This is a genomic window from Candidatus Dojkabacteria bacterium (genome assembly GCA_016927995.1).
In the GTDB taxonomy this organism is placed as follows: domain Bacteria; phylum Patescibacteriota; class Dojkabacteria; order JAFGLO01; family JAFGLO01; genus JAFGLO01.
This window is the reverse complement of record JAFGLO010000008.1, coordinates 57,075-76,629: the sequence shown is the minus strand read 5'-3', so window position 1 is coordinate 76,629 and position 19,555 is coordinate 57,075. Positions and strand designations below refer to the sequence as shown.

At 38.4% G+C, this 19,555-nt stretch carries 14 protein-coding genes and 1 other RNA gene; 5 read left to right on the top strand and 10 right to left on the bottom strand.

Features of this window, described 5'->3' with window-relative positions:
- From JW962_02600 to polA, 5 genes are all read right to left on the bottom strand, one after another.
- On the bottom strand, window positions 1-990 hold a 990-nt coding region (locus JW962_02600; protein MBN1374201.1), incomplete at its 3' end, for a hypothetical protein.
- A gap of 55 nt (window positions 991-1,045) precedes the next feature.
- Window positions 1,046-2,869, bottom strand: a complete 1,824-nt coding sequence (locus tag JW962_02595; GenBank protein ID MBN1374200.1) for an ATP-dependent DNA ligase — start codon at window positions 2,867-2,869, stop codon at window positions 1,046-1,048.
- Window positions 2,866-4,620 carry a polysaccharide biosynthesis C-terminal domain-containing protein gene (locus tag JW962_02590; protein ID MBN1374199.1) on the bottom strand — a complete coding sequence of 585 codons (1,755 nt, stop codon included), beginning with the start codon at window positions 4,618-4,620 and terminating at the stop codon, window positions 2,866-2,868. Before JW962_02590 ends, JW962_02595 begins: the two co-directional genes overlap by 4 nt.
- Window positions 4,621-4,668: 48 nt before the next feature.
- Complete coding sequence (locus JW962_02585; GenBank protein ID MBN1374198.1) at window positions 4,669-8,868, bottom strand: PD40 domain-containing protein; 4,200 nt, start codon at window positions 8,866-8,868, stop codon at window positions 4,669-4,671.
- Between the two features lie 102 nt (window positions 8,869-8,970).
- The gene (gene polA, locus JW962_02580) at window positions 8,971-11,805 is read right to left on the bottom strand and encodes a DNA polymerase I (protein ID MBN1374197.1); all 2,835 of its coding nucleotides are present in this window, start codon (window positions 11,803-11,805) and stop codon (window positions 8,971-8,973) included.
- A gap of 131 nt (window positions 11,806-11,936) precedes the next feature.
- Between polA and JW962_02575 the strand changes: the two genes are divergently transcribed.
- The gene (locus tag JW962_02575) at window positions 11,937-12,734 is read left to right on the top strand and encodes a hypothetical protein (GenBank protein MBN1374196.1); all 798 of its coding nucleotides are present in this window, start codon (window positions 11,937-11,939) and stop codon (window positions 12,732-12,734) included.
- Window positions 12,735-12,875: 141 nt separating this feature from the next.
- Here JW962_02575 and JW962_02570 read toward each other — a convergent pair whose 3' ends face one another.
- Window positions 12,876-13,280, bottom strand: a complete 405-nt coding sequence (locus JW962_02570; protein MBN1374195.1) for a hypothetical protein — start codon at window positions 13,278-13,280, stop codon at window positions 12,876-12,878.
- 520 nt (window positions 13,281-13,800) lie between these two features.
- On the opposite strand from JW962_02570, the gene JW962_02565 reads away from it, so the two are divergent.
- Entirely contained in the window at window positions 13,801-14,373 is a 573-nt protein-coding gene (locus tag JW962_02565) for a hypothetical protein (protein MBN1374194.1), read from the top strand.
- A 252-nt stretch (window positions 14,374-14,625) separates the two neighbouring features.
- Here the strand turns inward: JW962_02565 and ssrA are convergent.
- Window positions 14,626-15,035: a transfer-messenger RNA gene (ssrA, locus tag JW962_02560) on the bottom strand.
- Window positions 15,036-15,174: 139 nt separating this feature from the next.
- Here ssrA and JW962_02555 point away from each other — a divergent pair.
- On the top strand, window positions 15,175-15,420 hold the full coding sequence (locus JW962_02555; GenBank protein MBN1374193.1) for a GIY-YIG nuclease family protein: 246 nt from the start codon (window positions 15,175-15,177) through the stop codon (window positions 15,418-15,420).
- Window positions 15,421-15,488: 68 nt separating this feature from the next.
- Here JW962_02555 and JW962_02550 read toward each other — a convergent pair whose 3' ends face one another.
- From JW962_02550 to JW962_02540, 3 genes are all read right to left on the bottom strand, one after another.
- Window positions 15,489-16,526 carry a Fic family protein gene (locus JW962_02550; GenBank protein MBN1374192.1) on the bottom strand — a complete coding sequence of 346 codons (1,038 nt, stop codon included), beginning with the start codon at window positions 16,524-16,526 and terminating at the stop codon, window positions 15,489-15,491.
- Between the two features lie 110 nt (window positions 16,527-16,636).
- On the bottom strand, window positions 16,637-17,425 hold the full coding sequence (locus JW962_02545) for a hypothetical protein (protein ID MBN1374191.1): 789 nt from the start codon (window positions 17,423-17,425) through the stop codon (window positions 16,637-16,639).
- Window positions 17,426-17,501: 76 nt separating this feature from the next.
- A complete protein-coding gene (locus JW962_02540) occupies window positions 17,502-17,990 on the bottom strand; it encodes a GNAT family N-acetyltransferase (protein ID MBN1374190.1) in 489 nt (162 codons plus the stop codon).
- A gap of 126 nt (window positions 17,991-18,116) precedes the next feature.
- Between JW962_02540 and JW962_02535 the strand changes: the two genes are divergently transcribed.
- Both JW962_02535 and JW962_02530 read left to right on the top strand, forming a co-directional pair.
- Window positions 18,117-18,917: a transcriptional repressor gene (locus JW962_02535; GenBank protein ID MBN1374189.1), complete on the top strand. Its 801-nt coding sequence runs from the start codon at window positions 18,117-18,119 to the stop codon at window positions 18,915-18,917.
- Between the two features lie 19 nt (window positions 18,918-18,936).
- On the top strand, window positions 18,937-19,548 hold the full coding sequence (locus tag JW962_02530) for a hypothetical protein (GenBank protein MBN1374188.1): 612 nt from the start codon (window positions 18,937-18,939) through the stop codon (window positions 19,546-19,548).
- The last annotated feature ends 7 nt before the right edge of the window (window positions 19,549-19,555 follow it).

Below are 19,555 nucleotides of genomic sequence, written 5' to 3'. Positions count from 1 at the left end.
TGTAATTCCGCTCGATACATGTGCCGTGAACAATGGGTCACTCTCGGCATATGAGGTTAAATATCCGGCCGATGAATGGTCACCCCAGCCGTATGCTGTATTCCAGTTGGTAATGTCAGTACCCGTAATTCCACTTGATACATGTGCTGTAAACAATGGATCACTCTCGGCCGACATAGCCGTAAGATATCCCATTGTTGAATGGTCACCCCAACCGTATGCTGTGTTCCAGTTGGTAATATTTGCTCCGGTTATTCCTGAAGCCACTGATCCAGTATAAACCGGGTCAACCTCACCGACCAAAGCCACACTAATCCATGTCGCATTACCAGACCCGTCTGTTGACAAAACATATCCCGGAACAGCACCAGTAGGCATTCTAAGTCCTTCTACTGTAAGTGTTCCGCCTATATTAACAGCACGTATTGTTGACAATCCTGCAGGACCGTTACTCCACAAACCGATTACACCAGTCTCAAGGTCATACACAACCATATCAAGCTGGTTTAACGAAGCCGTAATTGTTTGATAATCAGTTAAATAGTTATCCTCTGTATATCTTCTTGGACCAATAATTGAATTGACAAGGCTTACTCCACGAATAGCGAGATCATTTACGTATAAATTACCACTTTCAGTAATTCTAAAGGTATCACTTCCTATTCTCTCAACATAGATATAATCGTCGGTTATTTCCCACAAACCGTCTTCCGAAATACCGGGGGGACCTTCCGGACCAACATAATACTCGTTTGTACTTACTTCATTAAAAACTTCGGCCAGAATATCGTTTTGAATTTCGCGTAATACTTCCTTTGAGACCTGCCCACTTGCAGACTTATCGATTAACTCCCTAACTGATGCTATCTCCTTTGATTGTTTGTACCAAAGATAACCAATTGATCCCAGCATAAACAACAGAACAATTACGAGGATTGTGAGTGGCAGTTGACTTCCACTTTGTCGTTTTGGCTTACCGTTTGAGTCCATGGAATATCTCAAAAATTTCTCTATGCTATATAGCTTAACATACTATTAAATTTAATCAAACCCCCAATTTTATCTCATCCAAAGTCGTTACCTGTTCTGGACTTTTATCAAGTCTGTTAAACTCAATAAGTCTAGGGAATCTTAGGCTGTATCCACTACTATGCACATCACTTTTGGAAATTTCATCAGCCTCAACAACACATACAATGGTGGGTTCAACCAAAACATCGGGTATCAGTACCTTTGGGATAACTAGTTGTCTATTATCAAAAGTTGAGTTTGGGGTAGTTAAGCTAACGGGAATTGCAATCTTGTCGAGCTGGTTTTTTATTTTCATAAGTTCTGCATCGGTGATTCCCGTACCGATCTTTGCAATGGTAAGAAATCTTGACGTGTTGGAATCGTAAATTCCTGTAAGAATTGCCCCAATCCCCTGCTTAGCACGTTTCCCACGACCAGCATAATACCCAAGCACAACCACGTCGAGTGTATCTTTAAAATCCTTGCTCGTTGATTTTTTAAGCTTTATCCATTCAAAATTGCGCAGACCAGGCTGATAAAAACTTTCAGGATTTTTTGCAATAACTCCCTCCAAACCTTTAGAAATATATTGAGAAAACAATTTCTCGAGATGCTTGGTACTAGAAACAATACTGTATGGAGATGTAATGATTTTAGAATTTCTGTCTTTTAATATTTGGTCTAGCAATTTTAGCCGCTCATAGTTGCCAACTTTCAAAAGTGACTTTCCGTTAAGAAAAATAACGTCAAAAGCATACATATTAACCGGGACCTGCTCTTTAGTCTTTGCAATATCATATTTACGCTTACGTTTTACTGTTTCCTGAAAGCTAGAGAATTTCCCCGATTTATCAACACCTATTACTTCACAATCAAAAACTGCACTTTTAAAATTAAACTTTTGAATCTCCTCGACCAATTCCGGGAAAAGCGTTGTAATATCATCAAGCCTGCGTGAAAAAAACTTTATTAGATTACTATTTCCGGCCGGTTCGGAAAACAAGCCCACAAAGTTTCGCTTGTTAATATAATTAACCCACGGTCGATAAAATTTCTCCTCCTTAAGACCCTTTCCGTTCAATTGTTTAGTATTCCTATCCAGTATATGTACCTGACATCTCATTCCGTCATATTTGGGCTGTAGAATAATCTTATCATATCTATCCATTATGTCTTTGCCTGTTTTTGCACGCTCAACCAGCTGTGAAGCTATTGGAGTTCCCGGAGAAACCTCTATTTTTCTAATCCCTCTAATTCCCTTGGTCAATGCGATTGCAGAAACATAACCAATATCGGAACACACACCATACGAATAATCTAAATCCTCCGAAAAGTCATCTCCCAAAATACCGTTAAGTGCGGCAAGCACCGTTCTGTCATTACATCCAAGCCTGAGTCTACCTGATACAAGTCTGGCAACAAATTTTTTGGATAATCTGTCGAGCCGTTCTAAAAGCCGAATCAAAAGGTGTTGCTTTACTTCTACCGACCCTTTTCCTTCCGTCTTTACAATCTCCCAAAGAAGGTTGTAAACGGTTGCTATATCGATTTTCGTATCGGTATTACCTTTATCGACTTCAACAATAACGTTACCAACGTCGCCAAGTTTTTTGTACAAAGCATTCACATTATCTTGCGGATAAAGCTTTGCTATTGCCTTTATTACACTCTTGGTCGACATTTCGAACTCCGATGTTACAAACTTCGGAGCAATACGCCCTGTTAAAAGATAACTTATTATTGCAATATCATTATGCTCTAATTCACTCAAAAGAGAGGTAATTAACGAAGTCATTTCTAGTCGTGAAGCGGTAACTTCTATTTTTTGGAGATAATTTGAGATGTTGCTAAATCTCATTCCCTAAAAGAAAAAACTTTTATAAACTTTTTCCTGTACTCGTTCATTTTTTCCATCATTTTGTCGAGAACAATGTCATTCTCGATCCAAAGTATAACAAGATATACAAATCCACCAAATACAGCGGCTATTGCCATGATTACAATCGTATCAAGCGTTCTTGTAACTTCCAATGCACCTGATCTATTTTGTAGGTAATCGAGAATAAAGAATACTGCACCCGCCATAAATCCGGCAGCAACAATTTTCTTTGTAAGTCCGGGCAAAATTCCTCCGGTGGTAAATTTGAGTCGCTTCTTCGAAATAAAGTAAAGTACGGAACACTCAAACCCAAGAGAAACCGTTAACGCCAAACCCAATCCACCAAGAGATGAAAGTGCAATGTCTCGAGTAAAAAACCAGGTCCAAAGATTACTCAACGTTTCAAAGATCCCGGAAATACTGCTTATATCAATAATTGCCCATAGACTTCTCCAACCGTAAAAGTGACTAAAAAAGTTTGTAAACAAAATATTTAAAACAATGTTAATAATTGTGGTTCCTATTGTCACAAGAAATGGTGTGAATGTGTCCTCTAAAGCATAAAAGATTCTTAAAATTAACATTAATGTCGACTGAAAAACAATTGCTATTGCCAAAAGTGCAAATATCCAAGATGTTACAATGACCGACCACCAGTCAAATTCACCTGTACTTAGAAATATACGAATAATACCAACTCTAAGAATTATTATAATAACTGCAATCGGAATTGTCGTAAAGAATATTGCATCAAGTCCCATTAAAAATTTGGTTCTAAGCTCGCTAAAATTCTTCTCGTGTACAAGTCGAGCAAACGGCTGAAACATCGCCTGTGCGAGCGAATGTCCTATAATTGTCGACGGTAAAAGAAAAAGTTGGAACGCATATTGATATGCACTTAATGCACCGGTACTTATTTCCAGACAGAGTGCGGTAGCGTGAGTGATTACAACATTTTCAAGGGCCAGCCCCATGACACGCGGCAACGACTGTACAAACATATATTTTATGTCATCAAGCAAGCGCTTAGAATTAACCCGAAGTTTGTAACCTAATTTTATAATCCCGGGAAGCTGGATTAGCAAATGCAATACACTTCCTAACAAACTTCCCCAAACAAGCCCCCAAATTGGCGGATCGAAGAACTTTGACAAAGTCGCCGCACCAAACATAAGGGCAAGTGTATGAATCGGTAAAGATAACGATGAAATAAAGAACATATCATATACTTGAAGTGCTGCAGTAAGAATATTGCTAATACTAAGTATTAAGGGAATGAATGAAAGGTAACGAATCATGTTGGTTAAAAGCGCAAGATCATAGGCTTCTTTTACGCTTGTTGCATTAATATAAAGTTGGGCAATCCATGGTGCAAGAATAACCGTTAAAAGACTTACAATCCCAAATAAGACACTAAATAGAAACAGTAATCCGTTTAATGATTCAAAAAATCTGGAGTCTGATTTGTGCTTGCGTTTGCTTAAGAGTGGCAACATTGCAGAAGTTAAAGTTCCAGCCACAAGCGATTGAAAAAGTGCGTCAGGAATTCTGTTTGCGGCTAAAAAAGTGTCATACTCTACCGAAGTACCAAAGTTATGAGCAATAATACGAACCTTTAAAAACCCAAGCAACTTGGTAACAATAAGAATTCCGGTTACAACAAAGACTGTTGCCGATACCGTCTTTTGCTTTGAAAACAAAAGATTAAAAAAATTTTTAAGTCTTGCCATGGCTGTAGTATATACAGTAAAGTCCAGGTAGTCTAGATGGTTCCAGGTTTAAATTTTTCTCACCTTTAAGCTTTTGTTTATGATAAAGCTTCCCTTTTCGGTTGGTTTAATTTCAATACCCGTCCGACTAAATTCAACAGGCTCGTAACGAGTATCTTCTACTTTAAGAATATACCTTTGCGCCGGGACCAAAAAAGAATATCTACCCTGCGAATCGGTAAAACGTTCTGATACTGCCTTTCCGAACTCTGCCTCATACAAAACAAGTCTAACACCATCCACGGGACTACCATTTACATCCTTAACAAATCCCCATCTGTTGCCGACTCCGGTAGTTAAAAATAAACTTATCGACAGCACAGCTAAGTTTATAAGCATCATTATTAAATTCAGTCTGTTTGAAACCATAAAGTAGGCAGCCATACTTATCGTTGTCGCAAAAATTAAAAGTGGCAAGCTTATTTTAGTTATAAAAGATGAAACTATCGAGGTTATCGTTCTTAACTTGGCACCAAATTTCGAAGGCATAACCGGATCTAAAGGAATGTTAACATTAAGGATTGTTTTGTCTGAACTTGTCTTAAGCTCGGTACCCCTATACACATCTAGCAAAGGTCCATCTGTTGAACCAAGAATAATCTTTGAGGGGAATACAAATCCTGCCTTGGAAACCTGTAATCTATAATTACCCTGTGGTATTTCAAACATAAAGACACCGTTATTGTCAGTTACGGCTGTTTCAACAAGTTTTTCACCTAAGAATAACCTAACAATCGCCAAACTAATCGGACTCTTTTTTAATGAATTGTATACGACTCCAAGCCTCTTTCGCTTTTTACCAACAACAAACAGATTTAAAATCGACGAGGAAATATGCTGCATCAATGCAGGCGTGTCCGTAAATGTAAATCCAGTCATATATGCCGCAGTAGTTGCTGAAGTCAAAATAGATAACCCAGCCATGATTCCTGACGTACCCTCTGCAGCCAAAACAGAGCCAAGTTCTTTGCTTATAATTTCCCGAGTAGTTTTGTAAGAATCGCTGGATAACTTCTCTCCCTCTTCATCGAAGGCTGCCTTCGCATTGTTCTCGTCAAATAGGAATGGATTTTCATTTTCGTATTCTTCCCAGATTGACGGCTCCGTGACGGGTACCTCGGCCCCGCCATACCCCGAACACGCACTTGTATCATAGCTTATACAATTGGAAGCGCATCTTAAAGTACCCTCCCCCAGGGAAAGCAGTTGACAGGTCATTCCCGAAAGATTTGTACCGTCACATACTTCACCCGAATCTATTTGTCCATTTCCACACATACCTATATATCCTCTCCGAAAGGGATCTAACGCCACAGGATCTGTACAGAAAAATGTATTAATTTGACAAGCTGAACTACACCGCAAGTGTCCGGACGGCAAACCAAACGATCCACAGGTTAGCCCACCAAAGTTAGTTCCATCACATGTCTCACCCCTATCAATAATACCATTACCACAATTGGTAACAGGATCAATTATTAAACATGCCGTTGTGTCGAAACCACTACAGTCAGCAGCACACGCTAGCGTTCCAAAATAAAAATCGGTATCGGTATCGTAATAAGAGCAAGTTCTACCTGCCAGGTTTGTACCATCACAAACTTCGGTTCCCTCTATAACATTGTTCCCACAAAACTGAAGCGGAACAAATCCCATGTCTACAAAATATAACCTGACCGGCGGATCAAAACTATACGTATAAGGGTCAGATTCCGGAAAATCATTCGTTAGATTTGTTGCATTTGAAACAAATGCAATATAATTACCATTTGCAGAGATACTTGCACTATCCGTCCATCCGTTGATTGTATTACCAACCGACGCCCTACTAACAAGATATGTTTCACTCGAAACAACATCTCTTATGTAAAGATTGCGTTCACCCCAAGTGTTAATAAACCCGGGCACAAGATTATCGGCATCCGAACTAAATATTATGTATCTTCCATCATTGGAGATCGCTCTATCAAAATCTGTAAAATCGTTGGAAGTACCATTTGATCCCTCGCCTTCTGAATTTACTGAAACTATTGTGGTTAAATCTGTAAGCGTATCCCTTAGGTAAACGTGTGAATTCCATTCGACGTGATAAGCACCAAACGCAACATATCTACCGTCATATGAAATCTGCACCGTATACGCACCAAATTCAAACTCCAGACCATTCTCGTCAAATGATATCCTTTGAGTCTCTCCGGTCACTCTGTTATGCAGAAAAACATCAGAATTACCGTTGAAATCATCATCCACAATGTTGGTAGCGGCGGAAGAAAACACAATAAAGTTTCCATCACCGGAAATACTCGAATACATTACTTCGGCATCACTTTGTTCACCAAGTGGGGAAACATTAACACGTGTGGTCGTACCGCTTACTCTGTCTCGCAAAAAAAGATCGGTAAGCCCATTCGTATCATTATCAACCAAAGTCGTAGCATCCGACCTGAAGATAACGTAACGACCATCATCCGAAATATCAAGCCCATAGCTAGATGAGTCACTTTGTGTCCCGCTACTACTTACGGAAACCATCTCGATGGTACTCGTTTCCAAGTCTTTTATAAACACGTCAGCAAAATTGTTTGTATCAATGTCTACAAAATTGGTAGCCTCTGAGCTAAAGACAACATACCTGCCATTTCCCGAAATCTTAGGGGGACTAGAGGAATCATTATCGCCTTGCTCTCCTGAAGATGATGTCGAAACAAGTGTATAAGTTTCATTGATCATATCTTTTACAAAAATATCACTGCAATAGTTTATATCGTCATTCACAAAATTTGTTGCATCAGACCAAAATGCAAGATACCGACCATCTGAAGACAATGAGTTTCCCATAACATCTCCGTCGGGTTCGGTAGTACTGTACCCAATTACTGAAGTCGTAGAAGACTGAACATCACGAATGTATACATCTGTTTTCCCAGGATACAGGTTATTCAAAATCAAGTTGGTTGCCATTGAGTCAAATACAATGTATTGACCATCTGCAGAGATTGCCGGATTACTGGACATATCATCGGAATCCACGCCTTCCGTGGAAATAGACATTCTTAAAACGGCACCTGTGGAAATATCCTTTCTAAAAATGTCATAAGTTCCATTTGCATCACCAGGAACATATTCCGAACTTGGACTCATAAAGACAACGTATTGGGCATTTGCCGAAATGACCGCCGAATATGTTTCAGTACTAATTTCCCCACCACTGGAATCAGTTGATAACCTTGTGAAAGTTCCAGTAACCAGGTCTTTCATAAAAACATCAGTTTGCCCGTTAGAATCACTAGGAACAAAAAGTGCACATTGCGATGTAAACACAACATATCTACCATCTGAAGACAAGGAAGCTCCGTGTGAACCTACACTACATTCTGCACCCGACATCTCCCGTGAAACCAAAACCGTTGTTCCCTCGTCAAGGTCACGAACAAACACATTAGAATAATAATTGCTAACTTCGTCGGTTAAACCATAACCTTCGAATGCAACGTACCTACCGTTTGCCGAGATAAAAGGCACGTCAGCATCATGTTCATTTTCACTTCCATCCGCATGCACCGAGACTCTTGAAATAACGCCCGTACCCATTTCCTTTACAAAGACATCAACATGATAATTTTCATCGCCTTCAACATGGTCGGGATACGAAGAAGAGAAAGCAATTCTGGATCCATCATAAGAGATACTCGGAGAACCGGCAAAACCGTAATATTCACCTCCGGTACGATCACTAATTGTATTAGAAACCAACGATATCGTTCCTGTGACCATATCCCTTACAAATACGTCTTCCCAACTTCCCATAGACCCGGGTAATGAAGAACTATCGGATTGAAAAACTATATATCTGCCGTTTCCCGAAATTTCAGGATTACTACAGGGTTCTGGATATCCACCCACGCCAATACATACATATTCATACGTTCCGTTAAGCCTATCAACTCTAATTATGGTATCATCGAGTTGGATGGCTACATATCGACCATCAGCAGAAATCGAAGGAAAGTACGTTGAATAAGAGAATTGGACCAACTTTGGTGATGTCTGTGATGCCAATACTATTTCTCGAGGGTATGTACCCCCGCTTAAAACATCTTGTTTGGGGTCTTTATTTGACTTCGGAAGGTTAGGAATTAATAGTATAAAAAACAGAACCAAGGTTGCAAATGCCACCCAAGCTAATCGCTTTTTGTTGGAGTTTGTCATAACTATAAGGTAATTCTTAAAATTATTCTTAATGATTTGTTCAATGTTAGACTATCCTTAAGCACGTTGCAAATAACTGTGTATGTGGATAGATACTCACTATTATTTTTCGGTCCATGGTCCGCAGTCTACATTCAACGGCACATTCAAATTTACTGAATTTTCCATTATTTTCTCACAGCCCATTGAAACATCTTTAACTACATCATCCGCTATTTCCAAAACAAGCTCATCGTGAATCTGAAGCAAAATGAAAGCCTTAGTGGGATATTTCTTTCTTAAAAACTTGTGTACATTAATCATGGCAAGCTTCATAATGTCAGCCGCAGTCCCTTGAATTGGCATATTCATTGCCTCACGGGTTGCACGCAAAAGCATCTGCTTATTTCCCGAGCCTAAATACGGCATATACCTTCTACGTCCAAAGGCCGTTTCTACATAACCGGTTTCCTTTGCCGTTAAAACTAAATCATTAAAGAAAATCTTAACCCCCTCATAATCCTCAAAATATTCCTGTATATATTCCGCAGCTTTCCCAGTATCAATTTTTAAAGCCTTGGCAAGCCCAAAGGGCGAAAGTCCATAAATGATCCCAAAATTAATGGTTTTACCAACTCTACGTTCCGCTTTTGATACATCTTTAATATCCTTGTCAAAGATACGAGCAGCTGTTGAAGCATGAATATCCAGATTGTTTTTAAAGTCTTTTACAAGCGCTTTATCATTTGAAAAATACGCAAGCACTCGAAGCTCAATCTGTGAATAATCCATTGTTATAAGCTTAAACCCTTTTCTTGGAACAAATAACTTTCTAAAATCCCGCCCAAGCTCGCTTTTTATTGGAATGTTCTGCAAATTTGGGTTAACGGAAGAAAGTCTTCCCGTTATAACAGCAGTTTGTCTATAGTCGGTGTGAATAACATTATATTCACCTTCAGTATTTAAGAACTTCTCAAATCCTTTCACGTACGTCGAATACATTTTACTAAGTTCTCGGTGCTTAATAATTATTTCGACCACAGGATGATGTCCAACTAATTCCTCAAGAATTCCCGCCCGGGTCGAACGCTGCTTTCCACCGATTCCAAGCTCTTTAAACAAAACATCTGAAACCTGTTTGGGCGATGCTAGGTTAAATTCATGTCCAACAACTTTATATGCACTCTCTTCGAGCTCTCTAATTTCTTTCTCAAGTTTCTGTTGTAGCTTTTCGAGCCCATTTATGTCGACACATATTCCTCTATCCTCCATATCGCGCAGGGCTAATGCTGTTTCTTGCTCCATATTTAGAAGAGTCAAATGTATCGAGTTGTCGATAATTTTACGACCGGCTGCCTTTTCCCAAGTGTCTCTTACAAAACTTGTTACGTTCCAATCCTTGGTCTGGCTAGTCAAAAAAACATAAAGTTCGTCATAAATTTCAGCTGTATGAGTAAGCCATTGTTCTTTTAAAGAATCAGACCAATTTGAAAATCCACCCAACTGACCGATTTTTTGTGCAAATTCCGATTCTGTAAGATATGTCTTTTGAACAAGTTCTGCCGCAATTGTCTTAAGCAAATAATCACGCCTGCCGGGGTTATAAAGGTACGAAGCTAACATAAGATCATAGTACGCAAGCTGATCACTAGCTCGGTACATTGGTGAGCTTTCGGTTTGCCTTAGAAAAGCCGGCAAGTCATGAACTATTACCGTTCCACCACCCAGTTGTTTAACTACTCCACTACTTAACTGTTTCACTATTTCACTACTGTACGTGACTTTCTTATCTTGACAGGCCCAAAACGTTAATCTCGGCTCTTTCTTTTGGTCAAAAAGTGAATTTGCTACAACGGCAGGTTCGGATCCGCCAATGACCCCAATCGACACAGGCTTTTGGGGGTCAAATTGCTTTAACCACGTATCATATGAAACAAATTTGTATCCTGTTGTCCCTGAAAAGTCCTCTATATCTATATTTTCATTTATGTTGTAAAGCTTAAGTATGTTCTCAAGTGAACCCAAAAGACTTCTAAATCCAAATGATTGAAGTTTTTTTCTCGCCTTTACCGGATCAATATCATCCACAAGATAATTTTGCCACGACAGGTCAATATCAAGAGACGTTTCAAGTGTAGTTAGAAATTTACTTTCGTATGATTCCTGCTGGCTATCGACTAAAAGTTTTGCGTAACGTGGGTTAAATTCGTTTACCTTCTCTATATTTTCGTACATATTTTCAAGGCTTCCGAATTTTTCAACAAGTTCACGAGCGCCTTTCTGACCTATTCCTTTTACTCCCGGAATGTTATCCGACGAGTCTCCACAAATTGCAAGATAGTCATCAAAGTATTGTGGCTCAAAGTTATATTCTGACTTAAAGTTGTCTACAGTTATTATTTTTTGGTTTTTAAATGTACCGGTTATGTAAAGCATATCAACCTTTGTCGATACAGCCTGTTTTAAGTCTTTGTCGCCTGTTACAAGTAGCATCTTGGCGGGTTTGGTGACGGTTCCGTGGACAGGTTGAAAACCCGTCTCTACACCGTCTAACTTCTTGATAAATCCGCCATTTTCAAATTTTTCTGCAAATGTTCCTAAAAAATCATCGGCCTCGAAACCCTTTTCCCTATACATTGGAATATTGAATGCATCAAGAATGTCAAACAGGTAAGGATATTGTTCAATAAGTGATGCGTCGGTTTCTTTTCGCTGGGCTTTGTAATATGCAATCTTGGCCTTTCTAAAAGTCACCCTATCGTAATCAAAGGCTATTGCAAGATAGCGTGGTTTATATGTTTCAATTGCTTTAAAAAACATTGTCATAAATCCGTACACTGCGTTTACGATTGTGCCATCAGCCGTTGATAATGTTTGTGGATATGCGTAATATGCTCGAAAGAAAAGTGAGTTTCCATCGATTACTAAAAACAAGTCTTTTACCTTGGATTTTGCCATACAATCATTATACAGTGTAGAGAGGTGTTTGTAACCTGCCCCTATCCATGCTTTTGCCTTGTTTTGTATACTACGGGGTGTTATAATACCCTATATTATTACGTTACTAACCAAATAACTCCTCCAACCACATGGCAAAGACAGAATGTCATTCAATGACTGAAGAATTATGTTCTCAAACTAGGTTCTTAATAGAACTTTTATCCTTACCAACCATTATTGGGAGAGTAACTCCAGGAAATTATCAACAAACAATCCAAACTGGAAATAATGGGGAAGCTCATCCACGTACAATAACTACGGAGAATTGTGATCTTTTATTAATGGAACCCAACCCAGAGAGTGTTCTAACCTATAGAGTGATTGGAACATGTACATCAAAAACGGTGCAATACGATAGTACAGAAGCAGTCACAGAAGCGGCTGTTGACCTGCATGTGTCCTTAGATAATGTTAAATATATTTTTAGAATAACAAGATTGCCCGATTCACCATTTCAGATTAGTGTATATAAGGCTGGCATACCGGACTCAGATAAATTCGCTCACACACGCCCCCTGACTGATAATTCAGTATTTTCTTGCTGTGTATCACCCGACAGATTTATACATGTTCACAAAGGGCATGGATCATACGAAAATCCCGAACTCTTCTCCTCTCTTGTGGGTCTCTTTTACAAAATTGAGAAATTTAACGCTGCAAGTGTTACCGAAACTCTATCTACCATAAACGGATTAATACACCTTATACAAAACAGACTCTCTGATTTACTAAACTGTATACCGGAAGTACAACTATCTCTTGAACCTGTATCTACTGAAAGCACAACACCGCTATTAAAAGCAACTTCTGTATCAAAATATCCTCCATCTGTTTTTAATGTTTATGGATATGAGGAATTGTCTTTCATAATGACCTTGGATACTTAACTGCACTAAATGTCCCCGATATTTGTGAGCAGGCTGTCAAAATCCTTAATAAGGCTACAGTGAGTTTAAATGAAGAGCCTGAACCTCCTGCCGCATAGGTTAATATATCTCACCGATTATCCCGTGATACTCTTTATGCAGCTATTTATTTAGAAAGTAAGATTCCTTTAGCAATTTCATAATCTGAGGAGTAATATCGGCTTCATCCTTAAACTCAAAAAAATACAGATATCTATTGGCGGACATCTGAACTTCTTTATAAAAAGCAATGTTCTTAAGAGGATAATCAACCCGTAGATCAATTCTAATTCTATCTTTCAACGCCCAGACGGCTCCAAAAGTATAGTCACTAACAAGATGAATACAACAAGGCAATGATTCTATTTTTACGGGACCAATTTCCTTGGTGATCTTTTTTACCAATGCGTCAAAAAGCCGTTTGGCAGTATCCTTATTCTTAAAATGATTCTCTATTGGGTAGCTAACACACGAATGGCTCTGATTTTCTTTGGCAAATTCTCTTTTACACTTCGGACATTTCCACATACGCCATTATACTACTTAAGAAAAAGCTTGTAACCAGCTTCACTCGGTAACTTGTGAAAATTGCTTTGCATACTCACGTAAGTCTGAGGGTGTCATAAACTCAGGAAATTTCTTTAGAGGGTCCGAACTATCCAAACCCAAGAAGGAAATTCTCTTTGAAACGATATAGCTTCCTTAATTATTACTTTAACAAAGAGCCTCCGTAAACCTCTACCCCATATTTCTTTTTGATTAAAGAGTCAGAATATAACTAATTTTAATGTATAATTATTGTATGAGTAGAAAAATTTTTCTCAAAAATTACCCATTCTTTCACTGGTTAAAGTTATCAGTTAGCGATCTCGAGAAGATCCTGCGATGTAAAGACGAGAAAGGGAATTCACCCAATTTTCTTCAATCTCAATCATGTCTTCAAATATGTGAGATTATTGGCAAAGTATCATTTCCATATAAGTCAACCAAAACTCTTCAAACAGAAAGTTACATTGAGAAGAAAAGTCGAAGGTTACACGTATGCACTTTGAATGACATTAAGCCAGAATTAAGTGTAAAGAAATTTTTCGAAATATACTTTCCTCCACTTTACTCACAATATTTCGAACTTATTTGGGACACTTATAGGAATGGCCATATACACTTATTCAGACCGAAGTATTACAAGCATTTTCCAACCGATCCGAAGAAGGATGGAATTTGGACAAAATATAACCTTTCCGAACTGATCTTTGGAGTTCTTTACACAGAGTTGGATAAACTAGATAACACAGAAACATTTGAGAGAATAAAAAATAAACATCTCCATATAAACATTATAGCGGACAAGAAAAATAGTATTCATTACGTATTTTATCTTTGCCCACAAATGGTTTACAAAGATTTATTAATAGGAATAAAAAAATATAAGAGAGACTTACATAAAAAAAGAGCACTACAAAAACAATTCTTAATGGGAAATAAAATTTATACTCAATCTACGAGACTTGAATGGGGAAAAGACAGGAAATACTCTAGAATTGAATCAAAGCTCGAAAAAGAAGCTCAAACAAAATTAACAAGTTTCAACAAACTAGAAGGAATGATATATAAAGACTGAATACCATCCAGAAATAGGATTATGAACCAGATAATTATGTACTACCTATACGGTAATTTCAGCACTTAAAAAAGGTTATTCCAGTTTGGTCGAGATGAGGGGAAGCCCCATCCACTAGGGGGCTTTAACAAGAACTGTTCGATACCCCTCTCGTGAGAGGTATCAAGATATGGAGATGAGGGGAAGCTCTATCCGCTAGGAGCTTTAATAGGGAACGGTTCGACACCCCTCGATAAAGAAGTATCTACTAAGTGGTGGAGATGAGGGGTATCGAACCCCTGTCCGAAAATGAAGCTTAACTTCCCGAATTACGGTAACTATCCGGTCTATTTCGCCAGTTTAGCCAAAAGTAAAAGACCGGAAAGAAGCCTTTTAGCTAAACAAGCCCTAATTGTTTTAACACCAAAACTTTGCCGGACTTACAGCAAAGGAAAAGTGTACCAGTGCTATTAAACTGCAGAATGCGTTACCCACTGGCAAGTGTCACATTCCGCATACGCGCAATTAAGCAGCGTACGCTAGTTGTGGGCTAAGAAGAGTCTTAACTCCAGCAACAAAGCGGTTTACGAAATTGTTGGCATTTTTGTAATCCCCGACAAGTCGGGGCACTTTTTACCGCGTGAAGTTAGCTTAGATCATTCCCGTCTAAGCCATTCATCCCCGCTACTGGTATTATACCATTTTCCAACCTAAATATAAACAGTTTTTACCTTTGTGATAAAGCAAATTACATCTCACCAAAACCGTCAGCGGACCGTTCGACTCTTTCACTACTTCACTACCTACTGATATACTGTATTTATTTACACAATCTACATACTAAAATGTGCCGATAGAACCTTGTACACAGGTATTGCCAAGGATCTTCCCGCCAGACTGGCAACTCACAAGTCAGGTAAGGGTTCAAAATATGTAGCCTCAAGGCTCCCCTTCCGCTTAGTTTACACAGAGAAAGCAAAAGATAGGTCAACGGCCAGTAAGCGGGAACTCGAAATAAAACAGCTCTCTAAGCAGGAAAAGGAGTTGCTAGTTAATTCGACTTCTTAAAATGCAGCTTAAACAATTCCCTGTTATCAAAATAAAGCGATTTAAGTTTCTGAAAATGTGCAAGATCCTTAAGAAGCAGTTGTCGAATTGGCCAACACGTAATAAGCGCCTTTCTTCTCACCAATTCGCTTAATTAAGCCAAGCGCAACCAACTTCTTAAAATCATTAATTCTGGTAGATCGCTTACGCCTACTCAACTTTGCATACTCCGAAGAGCTAATCGAACCGTACTCGCTTATGTAATCTAAAAGCTTCCTAAGATGAGACCCAAGTCGATTAAACCCTGTGCTAATCAAGGTCTTAACTCTAGTTAACTCGTCAATTATTCCTTCTGTAAAAAAGTCTATCCATTCTGTATAATCTATCTGATCCTTTAGATCGTAATAGTCACCCAGTACACCAATATATCCGAAATATTCCGAGAGATTTTTATTATAAAAATTTTCGAAGCTGAAAATGTTAAACATATTAAGCCCGAGTTTTGCCAAAATAAATGTTGTTATAAGCCGTGCCGTTCTTCCATTCCCATCAACAAACGGATGAATAATCACGAATCGTTTATGAAAAATCGCCGCAAGCAGTAACGGATCTATACAGCCAACGTTAGCATTTACGAACTGAAGTAGCTCGTCCATCAACTTGACAACGTCTTTGTGATCAGGTGGGTAATAAATTACATGGCCAGTGGCAGGATCGTTAACAATTACAGGTTCTGTACGATACCCCTTTTCCCTAAGCAAAAGCGACTTGACAACAATTGCGTGGACATCACAAATAAATTTGGTGGTAAGCTTAAGCCGTGTCTGTGATTTGATCTGCTTATGCAAAAACTTAAGTGCTCGATTGTAATTCAGAATCTCTATCTCATTGGTCTTTTTACTTACGGGATTTTGCTTGATAAGTTTTTTGACTACCGTTAATGGCAAAGGATTTCCTTCTATCTTGGTGGACGAGTATGAGGACAAACACCGTGCCTCACGTTCAAACCTAATATATGTTTGAGTTGGAACAAGCCTGCTGTTTAAGTCACCAATCAAAATACCGATTAGTCGAACATTTATTAAAACATTATTAGTTAACGCATATATAGGATTAAATATGATCAATACCGTTAAGTAAGTTGGTCATATTTTAGTCAAATATTGGTCATAAGTCAATCCTTAATTCCTGGAACACAATCCAAGAATAATTATTTGTCGACTATACCCCAAGAATTTTAATACATATCCAAACCAGCCACAATTTCATCGGCTACGTCAAGGATACCATTGATTCTACTTTCCGAATAACCTTCCGGAATTGTTAGACTAACAAATAAAAGTCCGTCAATGTCACCAACGTCAGAAAATGGTCCAAATCCACATTGAATACCTGTAAAGTCATCCGTAGGTTCAGAAAAAATATCTCTACAACGATCGCCTTCACGCATTGTAGTGTAAGCATATGAGTGATTCCCCTCGTAATCTCTTTCACCTCTAATACGAATAAATGTATCACCACTATTGTGGGTAAGTTCTTCAAATTCAACTACCGACAAATCCGGATAACCAAAGCTTTCCCAACCCATCGGGTCATACCAGGAGATAGAGAAAGTTGCCCCATCTATATTCAATTCAAAAAGACCCTCTCCTCCGCCATAATCTGACCAGCTATAGCTTATATCGGACCTATATGCGATCGGATATGTAATGTACAAACGTTCGTCCAGATATGAAATCGACAGTGTGTCTGTCCGATCCTCGGGTTCTTCACACTCTTCGCAAACAGGACAGCCTTCTTCATCACATTCATCGCATTCTTCACACTCCTCGCATTCGTCATTGGTTTCACCCGACGTAGGATTCAAAATGTATTTGTTTATGGCCCAGACACCACCTCCAAGAATAGCTGTAAAAACACAACCTAGAAGAAACACCACGATAAATGTAAGAACTCCTTTAAAGCTTATCTTTCCTTTCTTGGGAACCACTGTTGCAGAAGCAGTCTCTTTTGTTTTATCTTCCATGGAAAAACATTAAAGTTAGATAATATATCAGTATACCGTTATATTAATAAAATATCTACAAAACCGATCAAAATAGTTAAGTAAACTCCTTCAAAAGGTCAATTCTCCCCTCCCCTTTTACATAGTAATTCGGAATATTAGCAACTCTCTTGTATCCATTTTTCTCATAAAACTTAAGCGCTGGTTTGTATGAGTCAATATCACAGGTCAGTATGTGAATATATCTACCCTTCCTGTCCTTAACAAACGTCTCCATTGCCAAAATCAACAACGTTCCGACACCTTTTTTTCGAAAATTACTGTGTACAGCTAAATAATCTGAATCCATCTCATATCCGCCACTTCCATACTTATTTTCTCTTACTCCAATCGCAGCGATTATTTTCCCCTCATTCTTAACATACCAATATTGATGATTTTTATTCTTTAGACTATCGACTGCAGCTTTTCGAACCATCGCCTTTTCATTGGGTGCCCATGTCTGGTCAAACGCATATCTGGAGGTCAAAAACTCGCCTATCTCTTTTGCTGTTTTGTTATCTCTAAGAACACAAACTCTAAACACGATAATCCATTTCTAATTTACACTTAATTTTACTTTTTATGGGATGATTTCGTCACACAGTCGTCCGTTGTAGCGGACCGGCAGACATGCTATTATTAAACGAACAGACTTAACACTGACCAAAATATGGACCAGATTAATAATACCTTAAAATTGCTTGGCTTATCCGAAAAAGACATATCTGTTTACTTGCTTTTGAATAAAAGTAAAAATTTAACCGCAACCGCCATATCTCGTGCCATAAAAATTCCCAAAACTACGGTCTACAGAACACTTGATCATCTTAAGAACCTGGGAATTGTAAATGAAAATCTTACCGATACAAAAAGAAGCTACGAAACAACAGGGACCGAAACCCTAAAAAATCTGGTTGCCGAAAAAGAGCAGTCAGTTAAAAAACTTAAACGACTTTTACCTCCAACACTTAGAGAACTTACTTTGTTGTCAATGCAAAATCAAAAATCGTTTGAAATAAAGTCCTACACAGGAATAGAAGGGTTAAAACAGGTCACATGGAACAGTTCAAAAGCCAAGGGAATACTAAGGATTTTCGAGATAAATGAGATGTCAGCCTTCTTAAACTATGACTTCTGTGAGTATACTAGGCTTGAATTTGTAAAAAACAAGGTTCAAACACATGAATTAACAAATGAACCAGCGATTGAAGGCTGGACAAATGTTACAGAAATGGTAAAAAACTATTGGCAACTTCGATATGTTGATCCCAATGAACTTTCGATGGGTGTCGAAATACTGGTGTATAATAATGTTGTTGCACTATATAATTATGTGGACGGCGAAATCTTTTGTGTTGAAATTTACAACGCACGCCTTGCCAAAATGCAAAAACAGATATTTGATTTCATTTGGACAAGAGGCGGTAAATTTAAGGTTCTTAATGATCACGGAGCGGCAAAACTAATTTAAGTTTCCACGTGAAAACAAAATGAAACGAACCAAACCACAAATCACTCAGTATCTTGTTGCAACTGCTGTTTTGCTTTTCGGTATCGTTAGCGCAAAAATCAGTAGCGACTTAATTCAAACCTTTTATCCAAACAGGCCAATACTTCCTGACCTGCTGTTCGACATTTTCGGGTATATCCAGTGGACAGAATGGTTAACCGATGTGTTCTGGATAAGCTCATTATTATGTTTCTTATTCTATCTACAAAAAAACAAGTCGAAATTTTCTTATTATGTGTTTTTGTTTGGCGCAATATACTTGATAAGATCGTTTATGGTTATATTATCACCACCGGCACGTCCAACCGGAAATGGTGATTTGTACAGTATTGGAGTCTGGCTTAATTATCATCAACACGGAATGATACCATCGGGTCATATGGCTTCAATAACTCTCATGTGGATGCTTATTGACAAGAAATCGGATAAGAGACTTAAATCAATTTCGTTTTTTGCCCTTATTGGAGAATTTTTTACACTTATCTGGTCACAAGGTCACTATTCCATAGATATAGCAACAGGGATACTGCTAGCTTATTTTATTGGAACCATTTTTAAGGGAACCAAGGTTGAGAAGTGGTTTTTAGGTTAGTAATTTC

Coding starts and splice junctions, on each gene's coding strand:
- JW962_02585 (MBN1374198.1), bottom strand. CDS start 8,868: ATGACAAACTCCAACAAAAAGCGATTAGCTTGGGTGGCATTTGCAACC.
- JW962_02575 (MBN1374196.1), top strand. CDS start 11,937: ATGGCAAAGACAGAATGTCATTCAATGACTGAAGAATTATGTTCTCAA.
- JW962_02570 (MBN1374195.1), bottom strand. CDS start 13,280: ATGTGGAAATGTCCGAAGTGTAAAAGAGAATTTGCCAAAGAAAATCAG.
- JW962_02595 (MBN1374200.1), bottom strand. CDS start 2,869: ATGAGATTTAGCAACATCTCAAATTATCTCCAAAAAATAGAAGTTACC.
- polA (MBN1374197.1), bottom strand. CDS start 11,805: ATGGCAAAATCCAAGGTAAAAGACTTGTTTTTAGTAATCGATGGAAAC.
- JW962_02590 (MBN1374199.1), bottom strand. CDS start 4,620: ATGGCAAGACTTAAAAATTTTTTTAATCTTTTGTTTTCAAAGCAAAAG.
- JW962_02545 (MBN1374191.1), bottom strand. CDS start 17,425: ATGGAAGATAAAACAAAAGAGACTGCTTCTGCAACAGTGGTTCCCAAG.
- JW962_02535 (MBN1374189.1), top strand. CDS start 18,117: ATGGACCAGATTAATAATACCTTAAAATTGCTTGGCTTATCCGAAAAA.
- JW962_02530 (MBN1374188.1), top strand. CDS start 18,937: ATGAAACGAACCAAACCACAAATCACTCAGTATCTTGTTGCAACTGCT.